The sequence below is a fragment of the Flavobacterium sp. LS1P28 genome (assembly GCF_003970335.1).
Classification (GTDB): Bacteria; Bacteroidota; Bacteroidia; order Flavobacteriales; family Flavobacteriaceae; genus Flavobacterium.
Genome location: NZ_RYDI01000031.1, coordinates 1 through 19,382, shown reverse-complemented (window position 1 = coordinate 19,382; position 19,382 = coordinate 1). Strand labels below are relative to the sequence as shown.

Below are 19,382 nucleotides of genomic sequence, written 5' to 3'. Positions count from 1 at the left end.
GCTCAAAAATGACTCTTAAAATACAGATTTACAATAATTTCAAAGAACTTGTTTTATTTTTTAGTGGACACTAGTGATAACAACTATATAAAATGAAGTTAACAATAAGTTAAAATAGCAATATCGTGAAAGGAGATTTGAAGCACTTTTAATATTGTGATTACTATTACAAGAATAAGTGCTATAAAGGTTAAGCAGTTTTCCCCCATAATGGTTGAGATTAAAAAGAAAAAAAATAGTAATAACAATAAAATAGAAATTGATGCATGTCGAAAAGGGAATAGCGATGAGTTTGGTAAACTAGATGGGTAGTTATGATGAATGTAGGTTCGCTATTCCTTTTAGATATTGTAAAAATAAAAACCAAAATAAGCAAATAAGAAATAACCGCAACTTGAAACTTTTCTTCATAGCTATTATTTTGAATTAGTACTCCATCTGTTTTATTTTGAGTTAATGCACGGACATTCGTTGCCATTCATCGTTTGTCCGTTCTTTTTTTAAGCAGTATAAAAAATGTCTTTCTTCTGTTAGAGTAGCTCTTAAGTTCAACTTTGCCAATTCATTAATAGAAATGCTAATGCAAACAAAAATCAATCCATATAAGTTGCAAAACAAAACCAATGCAGAAATCAATTTCAGTAGTACTAAAATCAATATTTGGAAAGTCAAAAAAAACTCCAAAACCTATAACATGGGAAATTAAGACCCAAAAAACAGGTTTTAATACATATCAAATCCATATTATCGCATTCGTATCCTATCCTTGGTGGATTTACCCTCAAGAATCAACACTAGATGGGATATTCCCTACTGTCATAAAATTTGAAGAAAACACCTTTCTAAGTCTAATTGGTAAACCAAAAGAAATAGGTGCTTTAAAAGAAGGTTATGATGAAATTTCTAAGGTAAAAACTCACTTTTACTCCTTGGTAGTCGTTTTTGTACAAGAAGTGGTTGCCTATAAGCAACCAGAACTACTAACAGGCAAAATTATTTATGTGGCTTGTTCAAACAAAGGATGTCTAAAACCACAGGAAATAGAATTTAAAATTGAATTAAATTAAATATCATCTAGTTTTAAAAGTCCCAAACTTGTATCAGGATTGTTGTAAGTATAATATGAATAGCAAATGAAAATAGAAAGAGTAAGAAATTGAAAAAAAATTAAAAAAGATTGTACCTACTAAATCAGGGAGAAGACATCTTTTTAAATACGAACAGAACTCATGAATTATTATGAAAATATTCCTTATATTTAACCTTGTTTTTCATTTTTATTAAATTAATTAACAAACGTTTAAATTAAAATTGCTTAATATTATTCCTTGATTGTTAATACTGTAACAATCATTTAAGTCGTTTTTCGCAAGAATGCTAATCCATTTGTCATCAATAAACAAGCCATTGCGCGAGTCTCTTTTTTGACAAAAATTATTTCTAAATTAATGTCAGAAAAAGAGAAGTATAATGAAAAACTAATCATCAAAGAACTCATTGATGGTAATGAAAAAGCGTTTCGAAAGCTTTTTGATACCTATCGTAATGATGTATATGCTTACAGCAAGAGCATGCTTAAGAGTAAGGAGCTGGCCGAAGAAATTGTCCAAGACGTATTTTTAAGAATCTGGTTGCATCGCGAAAAGCTCAATCCAGACTTATTTATCAAATCCTATCTGTTTACCATTGCCCGCAATCTAACTTTTAATCTCATTAGCAAAGCTGCTTATGATGTAAAACTCAAAGAAGAGGTGTTTTATAAAAGTCAAAAGTTCCATAATCCTACCGAAGATAAAATCTCGGAAGCTGATTATGAAATTATAAAAAACCGGGCCATCGAGCAATTGCCACCCAAACGTAAGCTCATTTTTGAAATGTCCCGAAATGAAAGTAAGAGTTATGAAGAGATTAGCCAAGAATTAGATATCTCGGTAAGCACAGTAAAAGGACAAATGAGTAAGGCATTGGGAACTATTAGAGCCTTTTTACAAGCAAATAGTGACCTCTCACTTATTATTACGCTCTTATCTTCACGTTGGCTTGAATAATCAAGGAGTAGTCTAAACAAAATTTTTAAAGCTATCATTTAAAAAAAAAATCATTTTTTTAAAGCTAAAAAAGCGTATACCCAACAAATTAAAGCCAATTACTAATCAACAGATTAGGATATTTGCATCCCTAGATTAAAAAAAAGTAAACTTTGAGTAGTACTCAAATGCTACTCATCGGTATTATATAAACAAGTAATAAATACGATGCAGAAAGAGAACCTTACCCAAGCACTACTCCAGAAGTTCATTCTTAACCAATGTGACAAGAATGAAACAGAAAGTGTAATTGCTTATATTCAAAAAATAAATGATTCTAGTGATCTACCTAGCGTAGAAGACGTGCTAGCGCTCTTGGAAGAAAAACCAGTACTGAGTGAGTTGGATGCCAACCGCATCCATAATACTATTTTGAAATTGGCAAACCAAAAACAAAAAGAAACCAGCAGAAAACGTTCGCGCATTTGGAGGTATGTGGCAGCATCTGTTTTTATAGGTGTTTTGTTCTCTGGTTATTTTTTCAAAAACTATTTCTTTGGCAATCCATCGGATCAACTGATTATCGACACCAAAAATATAACCCTGCAATTAGAAAATGGTACAATCAAAGTTATTAAAGAAGATGGCTCTACAGAGGTAGTTGACGCAGCTGGTAATATTGTAGGAACTCAAAAAGGAAACCTACTAATTTATAATAAGGAAGATGCTGCCCAAAAAACCTTGACATATAATACTTTAACGGTACCATATGGCAGACGCTTTGAACTTCAATTGTCGGATGGTACAAGTATTCATTTGAATGCGGGTACTTCATTAAAATATCCAGTAAATTTTATTGAAGGGAAAAATCGACAAGTATTTTTAGAAGGAGAAGGTTTTTTTAAAGTGGCAAAAGATGCCAAACATCCATTTATTGTAAATTCCAATGATATGGATGTAAGGGTTTTAGGCACTCAGTTTAATATATCTTCATACCCAGAAGATGAGCAAATTAACACTGTACTTGTAGAAGGTTTAGTAAGTGTCTATGGTGAAAATGAAGTTTACAACTCAAAAACAGCTGTAAAATTGAACCCAGGATTCAAAGCGGCTTGGCAAAAAAACAACAAACAAATTGCTGTTTCAAAAGTAGATACCGAAATGTTCACCGATTGGATCAATGGTAAAATTATATTCCGGCACCTTCCGTTTAAGAATATTATAAAAAAATTAGAGAGACATTATAATGTTGACATTGTTTGTAATAACAAAAGATTAAATAATGAATTATTTACAGCTAGTTTTGAAAAAGAAACGATTGAGCAAGTTCTTACCACCTTTAATAAAAACTATGCTATTAACTATACAATAAAAGATAACAAGATTATTATTAGTGAATCACAAGAATTACCCTGAGGAAATTATTTTTATTAATCAATTAAAACCTAAAAACGAAATGACATAAAAAAATCAAAACCAAAAGAAATATAATCAATATACAGATTCCGCTTAGGTGGGATTAGTAAAACAAGGTTTTACAAAAAAAATCGGAAGATGCTACGAACACCTCCCGACTATAAATAGTGATTAAAAAAAGTATTAACCACACAATTCAACGCAAAAATATGAAAAAACTATTTAATGAAAAGAAGTTTACTTCTTTTCAATTCAAATTTGATCTAAAAATGAAACTTACGTCACTTTTATTTATAGTTTCGCTATGCCTTCAAGCAAATGAATCTATTGGTCAAAAGACTAAGATTACTTTGAAACTTGAGAACGTGAGTGTAGAAAAAGTTTTAAATAAAATTGAATCCCTTACAGAATTCAAATTTATGTACAACGACAGCGAAATAGATTATACAAAAATTGTCTCCGTAAATGCTAATAAAGAATCAGTCTCGTCAGTTCTAGAAAAGCTGTTTAAAAATACCTACATCACTTTCGAGTTGCTTGACAAACAAATCGTTCTTAAACCTAGGGCACGGCCGATAAAGTCTGAACCCAGTCAAAATCAGTCGCTTCCCCAACAAAATCAAATCAGCGGTACTATTACTGATGGTACAAGCCCTTTACCCGGTGTAACAATTACCATAAAAGGAAAAAGAAATAATACCGTAAGCTCCGACTTCAAAGGACAATACACACTTACAGCTACTGCTACAGATACTTTGATGGTCTCTTTTATAGGATTCAAAACAGCAATAGTTCCCATAAACAGTCGTAAAACTGTCAATATACAATTGCAGGAAGATATAACTACTTTACAAGAAGTTCGCGTCAATGCGGGTTATTATTCCGTAAAAGAAAGCGAACGTACAGGTAGTATTTCTAAAATAGCTGCTAAAGAAATTGAAAAACAACCTGTTTCGAATGTACTTGCGGCAATGCAAGGTCGTATGGCGGGTGTCAATATTACGCAGACCACAGGTGTTCCTGGTGGTGGTTTTGAAATAGAAATAAGAGGTAGAAATAGTATTCGCACCGATGCAAATAATCCATTGTATATCATTGATGGTATGCCGTTTTCCACACAAAATATGGGCAATGATTTAATTTCAGGATCAATCCTCCCGGCACCAGGTATTAGCCCGTTGAATAGTATAAATCCGTCAGATATAGAAAGTATAGAAATCCTCAAGGATGCTGATGCAACATCAATATATGGCTCAAGAGGTGCCAACGGTGTAGTACTCATCACAACCAAAAAAGGGAAATCAGGGAAGACAGCGTTTTCAATTAATACCTACAGTGGAACTGGCAAAGTGACTCGTACGCTCGATCTAATGAATACGGCACAATATCTCGGGATGAGAGAACAAGCTTTCGCAAATGATGGAATAACCGAATATCCTTCGTGGGGGTATGACGTTAATGGCACTTGGGACAAGAACCGTTATACAGATTGGCAAAAAGAGCTAATTGGCGGAACGGCATATACCAGAAGTATCGATGCTGCTGTCTCCGGAGGGAACAGCAAGACACAGTTTATTATTCGTGCAAGTAATTTTAATCAAACTACGGTATTTCCAGGTGATTTTGGGTATGGTAAAACCGCTTTACATTTCAACATAAATCATAGTTCAGATAACGATAAATTTAATATTAGTCTTTCCGGAAATTATATTCTCGATAAAAATAATTTACTGGGAACCGACCTGACTCTTGAAGCTTCACAACTGGCTCCAAATGCTCCCGCATTATATGATGTTAACGGCGAATTAAATTGGGAAAACTCTACTTGGAAGAATCCTTTAAGACTCTTGGAGTCCAAATATCTTGCAAAAACAAATACACTCGTTGCAGGAAGCGTCATTGGCTACAAAATAGTACCTACACTGGAATTTAAAACAATTCTAGGTTATACAGATACTCGCCTTGACGAGTCTAAAACAGTACCCTCAACAATCTACAACCCAGCCTACGGCTTAGACAGTTCCGTTTCATCTTTTTATACGAACAAATCAGGCCAACAGTCTTGGAGCGTAGAACCACAGTTGTCGTGGCAGAGGGACTTTGGTTTTGGAACCATTAAAGCATTGGCTGGAACAACTTTTCAAGAAAGTTCATCAGCATCATTAGGAGTAAACGCATCAGGCTTTTCAAGCAATAGTCTTATCACAAATAGTGCCGCAGCGGCTAATGTTCAGGTACTGAACAATACAAATGGTTTGTATCGTTACAGTGCCATTTTTGGCCGTATAAATTATAGTCTTAACAGTAAATATTTCATAAATATTACTGGTCGTCGCGATGGTTCAAGTCGCTTTGGCCCAGGCAATCGCTTTGCTAATTTTGGAGCTATAGGTGCTGCTTGGCTCTTTGCTAGAGAAAATATAATTGCTGAAAAATATTCATTCATCAGTTTTGGTAAACTTAGGGGAAGTTATGGTACTACCGGAAGTGACCAAATTGGAGACTATCAGTTTATGAATACCTATATATCGTCTGGAGGCAGTTACCAAGGTACGGTTGGTCTTGAACCCGCTCGCTTATACAACCCTGATTTTAGTTGGGAGACCAATAAGAAATTAGAAATGGCTCTAGAGCTGGGTTTCCTGAAAGACCGTATTTTTATCACAACTGCTCATTACCGCAATAGATCTTCCAATCAGTTGGTTGGAATACCACTACCCGGAACAACTGGATTCCCATCCATACAATCCAATTTAAATGCAACCGTTGAAAATACAGGCTGGGAATTTGAACTACGTTCGTTAAATGTTCAAAACAAAGAGTTCAAATGGTCAACTTCCCTTAATCTCGCTATCGCCAAAAATAAACTTTTGGCCTTCCCAAACTTGGCAGGATCAACTTATGCCAGCCAATACGTAATTGGGGAACCGCTTGATATTCATCTGGTCTATCAATTTACCGGTATAAATCCGGAAACAGGTATTTATCAGTTTAAAGATTATAATGGTGATGGTGTTTTAACGCCTTTAGAAGACCGCCAAAGAATAGTTAGTACAAATCCAAACTACTTTGGAGGTCTGAACAATAGCTTTTCTTATAAAAATTGGCAGTTGGATTTCTTGTTTCAGTTTGTAAAACAGCTCGGTTTCAATTACAATGGTTCAGGAGTGGTTCCAGGAGCGGGAAACAATCAACCAGTGTCAAATCTTAACAGTTGGCAACTAGGACAAACAGACGGCGTGCAGAAATATACCGCAGGCTTTAATGATGAAGCGGTAAATGCATACTATTCTTACTATAGTTACAGTGATGCAGTATTTAGTGATGCGTCGTTTATAAGGCTAAAAAATCTTTCAATCTCGTATAGTTTACCACAGTCATGGCTAAAAGCGGCTAATTGTCGCCTGTATCTTCAAGGACAAAACCTGCTTACAATAACACGTTTTAATGGTGCGGATCCTGAAAATCAATCATTTGGAAAGCTTCCTCCGTTAAGGGTCATGACTATGGGCATTCAATTAAATTTTTAATCTAAAAAAATAATAACATGAAAAATATAGCAAAAAGGAGAATGGCTTTTTTAATTGCCAGTATTGTCGGACCGATACTGTTTATAAGTTGCGAAAGTTTTGTGGAGATTGAAGTTCCTAATTCGCAATTGACAGCCGAAAATGTTTTTAAAGATAAAGCAACAGCACAGGCAGCTTTAGCTAATATCTACATAAAAATGCAGAATAATGTGCTGGTTACAGGGAACTTTAATGGCATTTCAAATCTTTTAGGAAATTATGCTGATGATCTAAATTACTATGGTATTGATGGACAACGGGAAGAGGCATTCTACAAAAATGTCTTACTCCCTTCAAACAGCACCATTTCTGAAGTATGGAATAATACCTATAATTTAATTTACGCCTCAAATGCTGTAATTGAAGGAGTAACAGCATCTACAGGCATTCCACAAAATGAGAAAGGACAACTAATTGGCGAAGCACTATTTCTTCGGGCTTATCTTCACTTTTATCTCGTAAATCTGTATGGCAATATTCCGTTTGTAACTACTACCGATTACAGACTAAACACAACGATAGCCAAAAAAGCTCCTGCTGAAGTGTACAGTTTAATTATTGAAGATTTAATAAATGCAAAATTAGTAATGCCTGATGAATACTCAAGCGATGAAAGAGTGCGTCCAAATAAGAGTGTTGTCGAAGCACTTTTGGCAAGGATAAATTTATATAATGAAAATTGGAATGCTGCAGAAGCTGAAGCCAATTTGGTAATTAATAACACATCATTATATGGGTTAGAAGAAGATATAGATAAAGTATTTCTTAAAGATAGCCCAGGCACTCTATGGCAACTGATGCCTCAATTTGCTGGAAACAATACATTTGAAGCCCAAAGTTTCATCTTTCTTACTGGTCCGCCGCCAGTTAGTGGATTAAGTAGTTCTTTAATCGAATCCTTTGAACCAGAAGATTTGCGCAGAGATCATTGGGTAGGAACTGTAACGGACGGTTTAGAAACTTGGTATTTTGCCAATAAATACAAAGAAAATAACAATACTGGATCATCGCGAGAATATTCCATACTATTCCGCTTAGAGGAAATCTATTTAATAAGAGCCGAAGCCAGAACACATTTGGGTAATATTTCCGGTGCAAAGGAAGACTTGAATAAAATCAGACACAGAGCAGGTCTGACCGATGCGTCGGCAGGTACACAATCCGAATTGTTAAAGGCAATTTTAAAAGAAAGACAGGTGGAGTTTTTTACGGAACTGGGACACCGATGGTTTGATCTCAAACGTTTTGGAGTTGCAGATCAGGTACTTGAAACACGTAAAATGGGCTGGAATAGTACCGATATACTTTGGCCTCTGCCACAATCGGAATTACTGTTAAATAGAAATCTTCTCCCTCAAAATCCCGGATACTAAAAAAATTAAAATGGAATCAGAAACCAAAATAATATCCATTCTGCTTATATTCTTCATGAGTGTAGGCATGATGGTGAAGGGCTCAGCACAGGTAAAAAGAAAATTGCAACCTGCAGATTATAAGCTATGGAGTACTATATATCCGGGAACATTATCCAGTGACGGGAAATGGGTGTCATACACCTTGAATTACGCAGATAAAAAGGATACTCTATTTCTGAAAAATGGCACAACGAACTATAAGTACATATTTCCAGCTGGCTCTAATGCGACAATTACAAAGGATAATAAATGGTTCGGCTGTAAGATAGCCGACACACTCAAATTATTGAATCTCGAAACTGGACAACGCCAAAGTTTTCCAAAAATAAACAAATATTTTTTTACTGGTTTGGGGTCTTACGTTATTGGAGTACAAAATACAGATGGAAAACAATCCCTTTTGATCAGAAACTTGAAATCGGATAAGAGCTATACTATCCAAAATGTAAATGAATTCAATCTTAGTCCTGACATGGGATTATTGGCAGTTGTTACCGAGATAAAAAATAGTGCGACTGTAAAAGTATTTACATTGAAAGATTCCGTGCAAGAGCAGGAAATAATAGCCTCCTCAGCAAATACGTTTGTGGGTTTAGCTTGGGATAAAACGGGTAAAGGATTCGCTTTTTTTGAGCAAATTCGCAATAATGAAAGTCAGCTGAATGAACATAAAATATACTACTGCACAGGTTTTGAAAAAACAATTATACTAAAAACGCCTCCGTCCCAATATTTAGATTCCTTGACCAAAACGAGCTACATTCCTTTGTCCAGATTATTTATTTCAGCCGATAATGAAAGGATTTTCTTTGACGTAAAAAGCAGCACGACTTTTAATGAGAACGCAACGAAACAATCTGATGTACAAATCTGGAATACTGGTGACACAACGGTTCCGCCACAACATCCTGATCAGGAAGCAACTTGCTCCGTTTGGCTAATTAATTCAGGAGAACTAAAAACGGTAGAAGAGGCTAATTTTACCAATGTAGTTCCAACAGGAGATCAGAAAAATGCGCTTGTGTTCAGGAGGGATGAATATTTGCCTCGCTATAAATATGGTGGTGAATATAGCGATGTTTATATCAAAAATCTTCTTACTGGAGAACAGCAATTAGTGGTAAAGAAACAATTAATGGATATGGGGGTAACAACAGTTTCACCTAGTGGAAAATTTGTTTGCTATTTCAAAGATAATAATTGGTGGACGTATAATATCGCTACAAAAAAGCATACCTGCCTTACAGCCTCGCTTAACATCTCATTTTATGACGTGCAATACGATGAATCGGGCATACCTCCTGCTTATGGAAATCCGGGCTGGTCTGCAAATGATCAGTACCTGATAATTTACGACGAATATGACATTTGGTTACTCTCTCCAGACGGAACAACGACGAAAAAAATCACAGACGGGCGAAAAACAAAGGTCAGGTACCGTATCGCCGAAGAAGGAAACGTATACAATTACAAGATTGATACTTTCTATTTTCTCACCCAAACCTTTAATCTGGACGATAATCTGCTTTTGCATACTTTAAATACGCAAACGCTTGAGGAAGGTTTTAGCGTATGGTCAAATGGAGATGTAAAGACTTTAGTAGAGAAAAATAAGAAAATGATTTTTATCGAAAAGTCTCAAGACAATAAAAATTATTTGTTCCTTGAAAAAAGCTTCGAGGCTTCCCCTACACTAGTGCTGATAAATAGTCGGGCGGAAGAAAAAATTATTGTGAGGACCAATGAACAGCAAAAGAATTTTTATTGGGGGAAATCCGAATTGATAAAATATAAAACCACGGAGGGAAAAGAACTAAGTGGAGCCTTGTTTTACCCGGCAAATTATCAATCCGGAATAAAATATCCTATGATAGTGCACATTTACAGTAGAAGATCTGGAGAATTGCATGAGTATGTCGAGCCATCGTTTCAATCAGGAAACGGATTAAATATAGCAAATTTTACTGCCGAAGGCTACTTTGTCTTGCTACCAGATATAGCGTATACAATAAACGAGCCTGGCGATTCCGCATTGAAATGTGTCAAAGCTGCAGTTGAAAAAGTTATGAATGGTGGTAGTGTCGATAGAGAAAAGATTGGATTAATGGGACACTCATTTGGTGGCTATGAAACCGCATATATCATAACTCAGACGAGTATGTTCAAAGCGGCTGTTGCGGGTGCTCCGGTAACGGATATCGTAAGTGCCTATCTAATGGTGGATGGCAATGGACAATCGAACATTTGGCGTTATGAAGACCAGCAGTTTCGCATCAAATCACCGTTTTATACCAATTCTTTTTTGAAAAATTCACCAATAGCACAAGTTGAAAAAATCAGTACACCATTGTTATTGTGGACAGGTGAAGGAGATCGTATGGTGAATCCAACTAACAGTACAAAATTACAAATTGCACTATGGCGGTTGGGAAAAAAAAGCCGACTTTTGATTTACCCGAAGGAAGATCATGTATTAACAAATCCCAGAAACAAAGAGAATTTATATTTCGAAATTAAAGAATGGTTTGATTTTTACTTAAAAAAAGACAGTTATTAAAAATAAGGTGTCCCTCCAATGGGACACCTTATCCTCATTAAAAAATTTACGGTTTTTTGTAAAGCGTAACCGCACATTGGCTGCCACTTAGGTTTTTCCCAAATGCTTGCTGATTGCTGCCCTGCCACATGTAGGTGCAAACAATTCCATTGTTGACATCACTACATTCCCTTGCTTCTAGACATGGAGTAGGGGTGTCTAAATAACCAATTTTAGTTGCCAATGTGCTTTTAGGTGCTGCTTGTGAAGCAAAGGCACCTGCGATAGCTAACACGACTGCAGCGATCGGAAATCCGATTTTAAAAATTTCAGTTTTCATAGTATTAAAATTTAAAATATTTTGATCTACTCTGTTTACAGGTTTTCGATCTTCCCCTGAACCAGGCCCGGTATTTCATAATAAATTAGTATTGACAACCCGTTAGACGTAATTAGCAAAAACGTCAGCTCGAGTGTATTTTTATATAATGCAATGGAATAAAAAATGTACCGAGAACCGTTTTTATGACCAACGGGTTATTATCAGTCATTATTTATTCAACTATTTTAAATCAAAGTGGCTGCTCTTAAGCCTATATATTACTATATAATGTTTTGTGATTCCAATTAAGAGGTTAGAATAAATTTGAAAGCTCTCAACCTTTTCATTCTTATAATTGTACAGATAAAAACTAAATTCATAAGTACTCTTTTGCAAATCATATACATCAATAATAGAGGCTTCTTTAAGCATGGATTCGGCCTCAAACTTTCCTAAACGGTTTGACATTGTAAATAGGTACTTCCCAAATGTGGCAGCACCTAGCTGAATCATAGGAGGTTGTTTGGAAAATTTCTTTTCTCCTGTAGTATGCAGGTAGGCGAACTGGATAGGAACTTGGCTTACCGTATCTATAGTTCTTAGCCCTTGAAATGTTTTCAAATCAGAACTGGCAATTACTGCTTGGTTTCGGTAGTAATAAACATAAACTATCTTTTTTAGTTGGTAGTTATAAATCAGTTTCCCGTCAGTATCAAAAATGCCATCAATCCGTTTTTGCAACATGCCTGGCACTTGTTTGAAAACAGTAGGCTCGGCTGTATTTAGTGTTCCTAGAATGTTTAGGCTCTGAGCTGTATCAATACTCCTTATTGCGAATAGAGTGGAATCGATAGGTTCAAAAACAGAAAAGTAATTTTTGATATTTGTTAAAAGTGTGGCACGCCAGTCGCTTATTTTGCCTCTATAAACTACTGGAACCGTTCCATCAACTAGATAAAAATAGGGAAACTTAACACGCACTTGCACTGCTTTGAATGGATAATCTTGTTTGCCTTCAACTTGAACCATTAAAGTTTTCGCTTCCTTCAATAAAGTATCAATAACTAGAATTTGTCTCGGCGCAGTTGTATTTCCTAAATAAATGCGACCGTTAGCAGCACCAGCAATATAATAAGAATTGTATTTTATACTGTAGCCTTTAATCATCGCTACAGGATGATGAGGATACCGACGAATAAAGCTATTGTTGCGGTGTATTTCATTTTCCGACAACAGATATAGGCTTATAATGAAAACTGCACTTATACTACCAGTAACTACTAAAAGAATTATAGCAGATTTATTCCTGATGTTTTGAACTGACTGTTTTGAAGGACTTATTTCAAAGTTGCTATGATGCAATAGAACTCCCACTACTGCTATTACAGCAAATACAATATTAAAAATTAAATGTTCTGTCCATCCCAGTTTTGAAAGTACGCCACCACAGGAACAAGGAACAAACGGGGAGAAGTTCAAAATTATAATAATGTAAGTAGTAAACAATATCATGAGGCTATAAGCTAAAATTAAGCCTTCATATTTAAATTTAGAAGAAAGTAGCAGAAGCGCAATAATAATTTCTGCAGCAGGAACTATCCAGGCAACATAGCTGGCATAAGCACTGAGCAAAGGTGATTGTCCCAACTGTACCTGAAAGTTTTCAAAATCCAGTAATTTGCTAACAGCGGCATAGACAAACAATAAAACATACATCAGACAAATACTGTTGACAAGAATACTTTTTGTTGAGGTAGATAGTTTCATATCAGCGAACTTTAAATTTAATCCGATATAAAATTCCGAAAAACAAATAAATAAAGAGAAGCAAATCGGGAGTATAACTTGTCAGAAAAGGAGTTTTTTTAGTACAGTGCATTAATCGCTACTTTCAACTGTATGACTTCAACGTATAACTGTATGATTTTAGACATCTCGACCTTAAGACTTTAGGACTTTAAGACTTCATGACTTCATGACTTTCAACTCAAGATCTTCTTTTAATATCCATCGGTTTATACCCAAAATGTTTTTTAAAACCCTTCGAAAAATTAGGATACGTTTTAAAACCTGTCATAGTAGCAATACTCTTTAAGGGAATCATAGTCTGTTGAATTAAAAGATGCGCTTTTTTCAAACGCTCATTAATATAAAACTGATAAATAGTCGTCCGAAAGAGTTGCTTAAATCCGTATTTCAACTTATTATCATTGGTTCCGAAAATATAAGAAAGTTCTTTTACAGAAGGTAATGGGCTATCTAAATGATCTAATATATAATCATAAACATTTTGAACCATCAGTATATCTGAAGGTCTGCTTAATACAATTGGCAGGTCATTACTATTTGCGGTAATCAAAACAGATTTCGAAATAGTTTCTTCAACTACAGTCGTAACGAAACTAATCAAAATTTTAGAGCAATTCATAAGCCTTGAAATCGTACAATAAACAGGAACTAATAACTTATTTTGTGCAATATAAATTAATTGAACTGAAGCGTAATAGTCAGGATCCTGTAATATTTCTTGTTCTAAACTATTCCAAAAACACAAGGACTCTTCCGATAACAAATTCTTAAACAACATATTACATAAAAAGTTAGGAGTTAAATTTAATAAAATAGAGGCTTCAGAATTATAACTTACTATTACAAAATCCTCATCTAAGATAAAAGTGCTTTGTACTAGATTCCTATAGGAATGATGAGGGTTTATAAAACCCGCGTGAAAAACAGACTCTTTCATCTCCTCGGCTACCATATTCATAAGTACTACTAATCCTTCCAGTTCATCATCCTCTTCTGTTCTTTGAATCCGATTGGTAAAATTACCACCTGCCATTTCAAGAAGCATTTGTGACATACTGCGCATACGCTGCAGATTAATTTCTTGATCCATAATGTATAATATTAGTCCTAAATAAATACCCTTCCACTAAATATATTCTTCCAAAAAAGCTAAAGCGGCTGACTCATCAGTAAAAAGCTTGGTTGGAACACTTGGCTTACATATTTTAAGATAAAAAGAGGTTATAGTTAGGGAAACACTTTGATGTCCAACTAGACTTACTGCCTTAGTCAGAATAGAACCAGATTGAGCTAAATAGTCCCTTGCAGCTTTGTCAGAATCCACAATTCCTCTGATATCACAAAATATTGGATAGGCTATTTCATTTTGTAACTGTATCCGATCCGCTACAATCCGTTGTGCAGCTTTCAAGTTAATAACACTTTTCGGTTTGTATTTAAAAAAAAGAATGTCATTTCGAATCCAAAATTGAGAAAATTCATTCTCATAGTAATTATGCATCATTTTTATGAAAAATTTAAATAAATCGTCACAATTTAGCAAAAAAAATATTTAAAATTATATTAAATTAAACAAAAGTAAAACAATTTGATATAATTAAACACAAAAGTTATCAAATCGGGAGTATAAGTTGTCATAAAAGGATTTTCTCACAAATAATAAGATTCGATAAATTTTTTATTCAGAATTTTACCAAATAAATATCAAAAAATAAGTAGATATTTTAGTGAATTTTATTTTTTAACAACTAAAACCTAAATTATATGGCAAAAATCAAACACAACAACTTCATTGACACGGTAGATGAAGTAATAGCCGGAGCAAAAAAAGAAGGAGTATTGCATTTATATGCGGAAGATCAAATCTTGAATGGTCGAACCATACAAATAAAAGGTAAAAAAATGTTTCACTTTGGCACTACCGGGTATTTAGGACTGGAACAAGACAACCGATTAAAAGAAGCAGCAATAACAGCTATTCAAAAGTATGGCACACAATTTCCACTCTCCAAAACCTATATTTCAAATCCGCTATACAGCGAACTGGAATCTAAGATTGAAGCAATGTATGGAATACCTCCGATAATAACAAAAAACAGTACACTTGGTCATCTGGCAGTAATTCCAACAGTGGTAAGGGATGAAGATGGAGTAATTCTTGACCATCAAGTGCATTGGAGTGTTCAAAATGCCTGTCAATTATTAAAAATAAGAGGCATTCCGGTAGAAATGATTCGACACAACAATTTGAATATGCTGGAGGATAAAATTAAATACCTGGCGACACGATGCAAGAAAATATGGTATATGGCAGACGGCGTATATTCTATGTTTGGCGATTTTGCTCCCATACCAGATTTGATGGAATTGTGCAAAAAATACCCGCAGTTACAACTCTATTTTGACGATGTACACGGAATGAGTTGGAGAGGAAAAAATGGTACTGGATATGTATTGGACGTTTTAAAAAGTTTGCCAGACAATGTTTTACTGTTTGGTACATTGAGTAAAACATTTGGTGCTAGTGGAGCAACATTACTTTGTACCGATAACCGACTACGAGAAAAAATTAAAAATTTTGGTGGACCACTTACTTTTTCGGCACAACTGGAACCGGCTTCTGTAGCAGCTGCAATTGCATCGGCAAAGATTCATCTTTCACCTGAAATCATAAGCTTACAATGCGATTTATCAGAAAAAATAGAATATTTCAAATCATTACTAGAAAAAACGACCCTCCCGATGATTGCCCTTAATAACTCCCCGGTATTTTTCTTGGGCACCGCAATGCCTTTGACCGCCTATAAAATGGTACAACGGCTATTCAAAGAAGGTTTTTATGTAAATCCCGCAATATATCCGGCAGTCCCAATCAAAAACACGGGGATCCGTATCACACTTTCTCGACACAACCAAAAAGAAGAAATAAAAGCATTAGTGGAAGCGATGGAATACCATTTCCCTATAGCCTTGGAAGAATCGGGAAATTCACAACACAAAGTGAATAAAGCTTTTGGCATTGTAGAAACGATTTCGACTGTTGGAAATTTAGAGCCAAAAAAAAACTTAGTATTACAATACGAAGTATCCATAGAAAAAATAAACAAACAGAACTGGAACGAACTTTTGGGCAAGCAAAGCACGTTTGATTGGGATGGGCTATGCTTCTTGGAAAATGCTTTTACAAATCCGAACTATCCTGAAAACAATTGGGACTTTCATTATTATATAATCAAAGACAAAAAGGGAACTCCTGTACTGGCAACTTTTTTCACTTACGGACTTTGGAAAGACGATATGTTAGCTCCAGAATCCATTTCACTTCAACTGGAAGAAAAAAGAAAACAAAATCCATTATACCTGACTTCAAAAGTATTAGGAATGGGCTCTCTATTTACGGAAGGGAATCATTGCTATATCAATAAAACACATCCATTAGCTAAAGAAGCCATAATGCTTTTATTGGAACAAGTGGAGACATTGTATCATCAACTAAATGCTGATATGCTCGTATTAAGGGATTTTGAGGAAGAGGAACAATTGAATCATATATTCCACAATCAAGGGTTCTTAAAAATAAACATGCCTGAAACCTGCATCATACAAAATGCTATATGGAATACTCTCGAAGAATATTCCGCTTCGCTTTCTCACCGCTCAAGAAAACATTTCTTGAAAGAGGTACTGCCTTTAGAACAGGCTTTTGATATTGTAATAAAAAATCAATTAACAAACGAAGAATTAGAGCAGGCATATAAATTGTATCTGAATGTGAAAAACATCAATCATGCTATAAATACATTTACCTACCCGATAGAAGTTTTCCAAAAAATGGAGAGCAATCCGCAATGGGAATTCATATTGTTATATCTCAAAAATAAAGAAAAAGAACAAAGTGTAAACCCATTAATCGGAATTCTATTTTGTTATAAAAATACAGCGCATACCTATGTTCCAGCGCTGATAGGAATGGATTATTCCTATGCAAAAGAATTTCAACTCTACCGACAACTTCTGTTTCAGGGAATTAAACGGGCTCGGGAATTAAATCTTAATAAAATTGATTTTGGGGTATCTGCAACTTTCGAGAAGAGAAAACTGGGAGCCACAATATTTCCAAAAGTAGCCTACATTCAAGCCCGAGATAATTTTTCAATGGAATTAATGGGCACACTTCAAAACGAAGACAAAACACGTTAAAACGATACAGGAAATAAAGTCTAAAAATACAGTCGTCAGTTCGAGTGTTTTTCATGGAATAAAATGGAATGAAAAATGTATCGAGAACCGCTTTAGTTCTTCTCTGTTTTGTCATCCCGACGAAGGAGGACACGAGGACATTGTACGAACTGGCGAAGCAATCTCATCAGTCAAACCTTTGCCATTAAAACAACTAACATCAAAAATATAAACTAATCAAGTCTTCATTCCCTTTCCTTCCTATTCCCCTCCTTCGGAGGGGCTAGGGGAGGAAGAGAGCTGGGGGGTGAGGTTAAACCAAATAAACATGTTCAAAAGTACTATTGAAGAATTTAATAAAAAAGTAAACATAATTATATCCATAGAAGATAACCATCTCAAAAAAGCAATTGATGGCATTAATTTATGCAACAAAACCTTGGCAACCCTAAAAGAAAGAGTCGAGCAAAACGATTTCGACACAGTACCCGATGAAATTAATTTCTTTAAAAATATCAAACCACTTCCGATGAGTTACCTGATTTATTTTACCGAACTGCGTTCTTGCGAACTTCGCAAACCCAAAGCGGGCACATCCTATCAGATCGAATTTTTTGAAAAGGAAATGCGAAAAATTAATAAATTTTTCTCTCGCAATTTAGATTTTGTTAATTATATGGAGCAAGGATACACCTATATAGATCATCAGTTTTTCACAAGAAACCCAGGCAATAATTTTCCTTTCACACCAATGACAGATTACTATCAATATCCCGAATTTTCCTCCTCACATGACATGCTTTGGGCCAAAGTAAAAGCAATGCACCGATTTATTCATTACATCCGCGAAGCAATGCAAAAACTCAATGCTGGTAATACAATTATGTTTAACGAAAAAAAACACAAAGTACTCCTTTGGACAGCTCCAAAAACGGCACTCACTGAATTAATCTATGCGCTATATTCCAATGGGGCCTTAAATCATGGAGCAGCCGACATAAATACTATAGCCGCTTCTTTTGAGGATTTCTTCAACATCAAAATAGACAATATCTACAAAACCTATTCAGAGATTAAAGATAGAAAGAGTAGCAAAACAAAATTCTTAGAAGAACTGATGCTGAATCTACAGCAAAAAATCCATAAAGAAGACGAGTGACTAAAAATCGTAGCCAATCGTACCTCCGAAAAACACAGCCAAGAAACACGGTCTATAATGGAGTCATAAAGCCTAATAACTTGCCATCCAGTACTATTTTGGTGCTATTTAAAATAATAACTATTCTCACATTAATGCCCCAATTGGGGCATTTTTCATTAGAATAATAGATTGTGTAATCCGAAACTTGAACAAATTCAAAAATGAAAATAAAAGAAACTCAGAAAAGCCCCAAAACGTGCTTTTAAAAATGTTCAAATGTTAAATTACTTCGGTACTACGAAAGCCATTGGGATTAAAAAAGAATAAAAGCAATCAATTTTGTACCACAATAAAGTTATAAAATTAATTATAACCTTAAATCGTTTTAAAATGGCAGCAACAATTATCACAACAGAAGATCTTTTAGAATTCAAAATTGATTTATTAGAAGAAATTAAAAAAATTATCGGATCGCAAACTACCGAACAAACCAAAAAGTGGCTAAAATCCCCCGAAGTACGAAAGTTGTTAAATATCTCTCCCGGAACACTTCAAAACCTCCGTATCAATGGAACACTGACCTACACTAAAATTGGTGGAACTATTTATTATGCCAATCAAGACATTGATAAAGTACTGGAAAACAACAAGGTTAGTGCTTCTCCAAACTTATTCAAATGAACTGTCATTGCTTCGTTCCACTAGTTATCGGAATGAAGTAATCTCACAAATATCGACGAAGGATGGCACGAGGACTTTGTCCTAAAAGGCAAAGCAATCTCATCAACTTTATCCTCTTACCTCAATTCCGTACTCCTTATGGTTAATCAAACTGAATACTAAAAACTGAACACTGAACACTATCTCATGAACTACATCAAACACCTCACTGGATTTTTCAATAAAATCAATTATGAACCCAACCTAAATCCAACGCACATTTCGCTCTATTTGGCACTTTTCCAATG

The 19,382-nt window shown here is 34.9% G+C and carries 13 protein-coding genes; 9 read left to right on the top strand and 4 right to left on the bottom strand.

Going from position 1 to position 19,382, the window contains the following annotated elements:
• Positions 1-623: 623 nt before the first annotated feature.
• From EKL97_RS15210 to EKL97_RS15185, 6 genes are all read left to right on the top strand, one after another.
• Positions 624-1,067: a hypothetical protein gene (locus EKL97_RS15210; protein WP_126569263.1), complete on the top strand. Its 444-nt coding sequence runs from the start codon at positions 624-626 to the stop codon at positions 1,065-1,067.
• A gap of 381 nt (positions 1,068-1,448) precedes the next feature.
• Positions 1,449-2,048 carry an RNA polymerase sigma factor gene (locus EKL97_RS15205; protein WP_126569262.1) on the top strand — a complete coding sequence of 200 codons (600 nt, stop codon included), beginning with the start codon at positions 1,449-1,451 and terminating at the stop codon, positions 2,046-2,048.
• A 207-nt stretch (positions 2,049-2,255) separates the two neighbouring features.
• On the top strand, positions 2,256-3,443 hold the full coding sequence (locus EKL97_RS15200; RefSeq protein ID WP_126569261.1) for a FecR family protein: 1,188 nt from the start codon (positions 2,256-2,258) through the stop codon (positions 3,441-3,443).
• Positions 3,444-3,652: 209 nt separating this feature from the next.
• Positions 3,653-6,973, top strand: coding sequence for a SusC/RagA family TonB-linked outer membrane protein (locus EKL97_RS15195; protein ID WP_233588611.1), 3,321 nt, complete (start codon positions 3,653-3,655; stop codon positions 6,971-6,973).
• A 17-nt stretch (positions 6,974-6,990) separates the two neighbouring features.
• Complete coding sequence (locus tag EKL97_RS15190; protein WP_126569260.1) at positions 6,991-8,385, top strand: RagB/SusD family nutrient uptake outer membrane protein; 1,395 nt, start codon at positions 6,991-6,993, stop codon at positions 8,383-8,385.
• Between the two features lie 10 nt (positions 8,386-8,395).
• Positions 8,396-10,984, top strand: coding sequence for a prolyl oligopeptidase family serine peptidase (locus EKL97_RS15185; protein ID WP_126569259.1), 2,589 nt, complete (start codon positions 8,396-8,398; stop codon positions 10,982-10,984).
• 46 nt (positions 10,985-11,030) lie between these two features.
• On the opposite strand, the gene EKL97_RS15180 is transcribed toward EKL97_RS15185, so the two are convergent.
• From EKL97_RS15180 to EKL97_RS15165, 4 genes are all read right to left on the bottom strand, one after another.
• Entirely contained in the window at positions 11,031-11,303 is a 273-nt protein-coding gene (locus tag EKL97_RS15180) for a DUF6520 family protein (RefSeq protein ID WP_126569258.1), read from the bottom strand.
• 222 nt (positions 11,304-11,525) lie between these two features.
• Positions 11,526-13,052 (bottom strand): MauE/DoxX family redox-associated membrane protein, encoded by a 1,527-nt coding sequence (locus tag EKL97_RS15175; protein WP_126569257.1) that lies wholly within the window; start codon positions 13,050-13,052, stop codon positions 11,526-11,528.
• Positions 13,053-13,272: 220 nt separating this feature from the next.
• Positions 13,273-14,184 carry an AraC family transcriptional regulator gene (locus tag EKL97_RS15170; protein ID WP_126569256.1) on the bottom strand — a complete coding sequence of 304 codons (912 nt, stop codon included), beginning with the start codon at positions 14,182-14,184 and terminating at the stop codon, positions 13,273-13,275.
• A 36-nt stretch (positions 14,185-14,220) separates the two neighbouring features.
• Positions 14,221-14,598, bottom strand: a complete 378-nt coding sequence (locus EKL97_RS15165; protein WP_091256176.1) for a hypothetical protein — start codon at positions 14,596-14,598, stop codon at positions 14,221-14,223.
• A 260-nt stretch (positions 14,599-14,858) separates the two neighbouring features.
• Between EKL97_RS15165 and EKL97_RS15160 the strand changes: the two genes are divergently transcribed.
• The 3 genes from EKL97_RS15160 to EKL97_RS15150 all read left to right on the top strand — a co-directional run bounded on the left by EKL97_RS15160 (position 14,859) and on the right by EKL97_RS15150 (position 19,095).
• Positions 14,859-17,294, top strand: coding sequence for an aminotransferase class I/II-fold pyridoxal phosphate-dependent enzyme (locus tag EKL97_RS15160; RefSeq protein ID WP_126569255.1), 2,436 nt, complete (start codon positions 14,859-14,861; stop codon positions 17,292-17,294).
• A 307-nt stretch (positions 17,295-17,601) separates the two neighbouring features.
• Positions 17,602-18,432, top strand: coding sequence for an RteC domain-containing protein (locus tag EKL97_RS15155; protein ID WP_091256172.1), 831 nt, complete (start codon positions 17,602-17,604; stop codon positions 18,430-18,432).
• A 372-nt stretch (positions 18,433-18,804) separates the two neighbouring features.
• On the top strand, positions 18,805-19,095 hold the full coding sequence (locus EKL97_RS15150) for a helix-turn-helix domain-containing protein (protein ID WP_126569254.1): 291 nt from the start codon (positions 18,805-18,807) through the stop codon (positions 19,093-19,095).
• Positions 19,096-19,382: the final 287 nt, after the last annotated feature.

Excerpts from the sequence above, each read along its gene's own strand:
- EKL97_RS15195 (WP_233588611.1), top strand. The coding sequence starts at position 3,653 with ATGAAAAAACTATTTAATGAAAAGAAGTTTACTTCTTTTCAATTCAAA.
- EKL97_RS15205 (WP_126569262.1), top strand. The coding sequence starts at position 1,449 with ATGTCAGAAAAAGAGAAGTATAATGAAAAACTAATCATCAAAGAACTC.
- EKL97_RS15170 (WP_126569256.1), bottom strand. The coding sequence starts at position 14,184 with ATGGATCAAGAAATTAATCTGCAGCGTATGCGCAGTATGTCACAAATG.
- EKL97_RS15160 (WP_126569255.1), top strand. The coding sequence starts at position 14,859 with ATGGCAAAAATCAAACACAACAACTTCATTGACACGGTAGATGAAGTA.
- EKL97_RS15165 (WP_091256176.1), bottom strand. The coding sequence starts at position 14,598 with ATGATGCATAATTACTATGAGAATGAATTTTCTCAATTTTGGATTCGA.
- EKL97_RS15180 (WP_126569258.1), bottom strand. The coding sequence starts at position 11,303 with ATGAAAACTGAAATTTTTAAAATCGGATTTCCGATCGCTGCAGTCGTG.
- EKL97_RS15175 (WP_126569257.1), bottom strand. The coding sequence starts at position 13,052 with ATGAAACTATCTACCTCAACAAAAAGTATTCTTGTCAACAGTATTTGT.
- EKL97_RS15210 (WP_126569263.1), top strand. The coding sequence starts at position 624 with ATGCAGAAATCAATTTCAGTAGTACTAAAATCAATATTTGGAAAGTCA.
- EKL97_RS15150 (WP_126569254.1), top strand. The coding sequence starts at position 18,805 with ATGGCAGCAACAATTATCACAACAGAAGATCTTTTAGAATTCAAAATT.
- EKL97_RS15185 (WP_126569259.1), top strand. The coding sequence starts at position 8,396 with ATGGAATCAGAAACCAAAATAATATCCATTCTGCTTATATTCTTCATG.
- EKL97_RS15200 (WP_126569261.1), top strand. The coding sequence starts at position 2,256 with ATGCAGAAAGAGAACCTTACCCAAGCACTACTCCAGAAGTTCATTCTT.
- EKL97_RS15155 (WP_091256172.1), top strand. The coding sequence starts at position 17,602 with ATGTTCAAAAGTACTATTGAAGAATTTAATAAAAAAGTAAACATAATT.
- EKL97_RS15190 (WP_126569260.1), top strand. The coding sequence starts at position 6,991 with ATGAAAAATATAGCAAAAAGGAGAATGGCTTTTTTAATTGCCAGTATT.